4 protein-coding genes are annotated in these 2949 nt (G+C 33.6%); all 4 read left to right on the top strand.

All coding sequences use genetic code 11. The features are described 5' to 3' along the window. Positions 1-192: phage holin family protein (locus tag PHC28_RS17730; RefSeq protein ID WP_300103652.1), on the top strand; the 192-nt coding region annotated here is incomplete at its 5' end. A gap of 119 nt (positions 193-311) precedes the next feature. Continuing rightward, a complete protein-coding gene (locus tag PHC28_RS17725) occupies positions 312-1637 on the top strand; it encodes a trigger factor (RefSeq protein ID WP_300103650.1) in 1326 nt (441 codons plus the stop codon). An 82-nt stretch (positions 1638-1719) separates the two neighbouring features. Beyond that, positions 1720-2391 carry an ATP-dependent Clp endopeptidase proteolytic subunit ClpP gene (clpP, locus tag PHC28_RS17720; RefSeq protein WP_300103648.1) on the top strand — a complete coding sequence of 224 codons (672 nt, stop codon included), beginning with the start codon at positions 1720-1722 and terminating at the stop codon, positions 2389-2391. A 77-nt stretch (positions 2392-2468) separates the two neighbouring features. Beyond that, a partial coding sequence (locus PHC28_RS17715; RefSeq protein WP_300103646.1) for a ClpX C4-type zinc finger protein occupies positions 2469-2949 on the top strand: 481 nt, incomplete at its 3' end.

Below are 2949 nucleotides of genomic sequence, written 5' to 3'. Positions count from 1 at the left end.
TTACTCACATTGCCTGCGACAATTTTAACTTTAGGTTTGTTTTTATTTGTCATAAACGCATTAATTATAGTAATCTGTTCAAGGCTTGTTGGCGGATTTAGGGTAAATTCATTTTTGACAGCTCTAATTTTTAGTATAATTCTATCCGTTTGCCAGTCTATTGTGTATAAAATTGTTGGAGAAGAAAAATAAAAAATTGTTGCAATTGAAGTGAAATAATTAGCTTGAATTCAATATATTAAAAACTTGTTTGGGTTGCAAAAATTTTATAAATTTGCAACCCAATTTTATTATGTAAATTAAAGACAGAAATGGATATTAAAAGAGTAGCATTAGACGCAGTAAATGAAACAATTGTTATGACCGTAGTTCATATGGATTACAAAGGTCAAGTGGCAAAAAGAATAAATGAAAAAATGCCTTTGGCAACCGTGAAAGGTTTTAGAAAAGGGGCAGTGCCAAAAGATCTTGTTGAAAAACAATATGGTAAAGCTATTAAACAAGAAGAAGTAAAAAAAGTTGTTGACTTAGCTTTGGAGCGTTATGTGCAATCTGAAAGATTAAATCTTCTTGGAACTCCACTTCCTAAAATAAATGAAAACTTCAATTGGGATGATGAAGAATTAGTTTTCGAATATGAAATTGGTTTAGTGCCAAATTTCGAAATTGACCTTGATGCTAAAAATAACATTATTAAATATATAGTTACAGCAGATGATAAGTTGATTGATGGTCAAGTGGAACGCATTCAAAAACAATTCGGAAAAGCAATTCCTCAGGAAGTAGTTGCAGCAGGTTTTGATGTTTCAGGAACTTTTTTCAATATCGAAAAAGGAATCAGCAACCCAACAACTTTTTCTTTAGCTATTTTTAAAGATAAAGCTACTGCCGATAAATTTGTTGGCAAACAAGTAGGTGATGTGGTAACAGTAAACACTAAAGGATTATTCGAAGATGATCATCAATTAATGGATGTTATGAAAGTAGCTCACGATGATGTTCACGGTCTTGATGTAGATGTAGATTTTACAATTGAAGGAATTAATTCAACAGAAGTAGCTGAATTAAATCAAGAATTATTTGATAAATTATTTGGTGAAGGTAAAGTGGCTTCATTAGAAGATTTGAAAGCCAAAATTAAAGAAGATGCTGAAAGTCAATTTGCTCAACAAGCAGATCAAAAACTATTAAGCGATGTAACTGAATTTTTAATTGAAAACACAAAATTCGATTTACCATCCCAATTCTTGATTAAATGGTTGCAAACTGTTGGTGAAAAACAATTAACTCCAGAAGAAGCTGCAGTAGAATATGCAAGATCTGAAAAAGGATTGCGTTTTCAATTGATCGAAGGAAAAGCATTATCTCAAAGCGATATCAAAATTACTTTCGAAGATTTGAAGGCATTCACTGCAAAAAATATTCGTGTACAAATGGCGCAATTTGGGCAAATGAATCCAACCGACGAAGAAGTTCAAGGAATTGTTGCTCGAGTATTATCTAACCAAGACGAGGTAAAAAAACTTTCTGATCAAGTGGTAGCTGAAAAACTATTGGAAATCTTCAAAGAAAAAGCAAATCCTACTACTAAAGAAGTGACTTACGAAGAATTTATTGCTGCGTCTTACGGAGAATAAATTTTAGAAAAAATTAGTATCTTTGAGCGTCAAAAGAATATTTTTTTTGACGCTCTTTTTTTAAAGTTTAAAACTAAAAAATATGAACTACGGTAAAGAATTTAAAAAATTTGCTACAAAACACCAAGGTGTAAACGCAATGTACTACGATAAAATCGTAGCGGCAATGAATCCAACAAATATGACTCCTTATATTATTGAAGAACGTCAATTGAATATTTCACAATTGGATGTTTTTTCAAGATTGATGATGGATCGAATTATTTTCTTGGGAACTGGAATTGATGATCAAATCGCTAATATCGTTCAAGCGCAGTTATTATTTTTGGAAAGTGCCGATGCCTCAAAAGACATTCAAATTTATTTGAACTCTCCGGGAGGAAGTGTTTACGCAGGATTAGGGATTTATGACACAATGCAATATATTAAACCAGACGTTGCTACAATTTGCACTGGAATGGCAGCTTCTATGGGAGCAGTTCTTTTGTGTGCTGGAGCAGCAGGAAAACGTTCGGCATTGCCACATTCAAGAGTAATGATTCACCAACCATCAGGCGGAGCACAAGGTGTTGCAACTGATATGGAAATCAACTTGCGTGAAATGTTGAAATTGAAAGACGAATTATACCAAATCATTTCGCAACATACAGGACAGACTTTCGATAAAGTGCACAAAGACAGCGAGCGCGATTATTGGATGATTGCTGATGAAGCAAAGGAATACGGAATGATTGATGAAGTGTTAAGAAGATAAATTAAAGTTAGAAATTAGAGGTTAGAAGTACGATTGGGGACTTCTAACTTCTAACTTCTAACTTCTAACCTTGAAAGATGGCAAAACCAAAATTAGAATGTTCATTCTGTGGAAGAAAAAAACCAGAAACCAATTTATTGATTGCTGGAATTGATGCGCACATTTGTGATAAATGTATCGAGCAAGCCCACGGAATTGTATTAGAAGAATTAAAATCAAGCGGAAAAGTAAATATGCCAACCGACTTGGTGTTGAGAAAGCCGAAAGAAATCAGAGCTTTCTTGGATCAATATGTTATTGGTCAAGATCAAACCAAAAAAGTGATGGCAGTTGCGGTTTATAATCACTACAAACGTTTGATGCAACAAGAATTGAACGATGAAGTGGAGATTGAAAAAAGTAATATTATTATGGTTGGTCAAACTGGAACCGGAAAAACATTGGTGGCTAAAACCATTGCAAAAATGTTGGATGTTCCTTTGGCAATTGTCGATGCGACTGTATTGACAGAAGCAGGTTATGTTGGAGAAGACGTTGAAAGTATTTTGACGCGTCTTT

The organism is Flavobacterium sp., assembly GCF_028712645.1.
GTDB lineage: Bacteria > Bacteroidota > Bacteroidia > Flavobacteriales > Flavobacteriaceae > Flavobacterium.
This window is presented reverse-complemented; position numbering and strand designations above follow the sequence as displayed.

Bases quoted from the DNA above. Each gene is read 5' to 3' on its own strand.
- clpP (WP_300103648.1), top strand. From the start codon at position 1,720: ATGAACTACGGTAAAGAATTTAAAAAATTTGCTACAAAACACCAAGGT.
- PHC28_RS17725 (WP_300103650.1), top strand. From the start codon at position 312: ATGGATATTAAAAGAGTAGCATTAGACGCAGTAAATGAAACAATTGTT.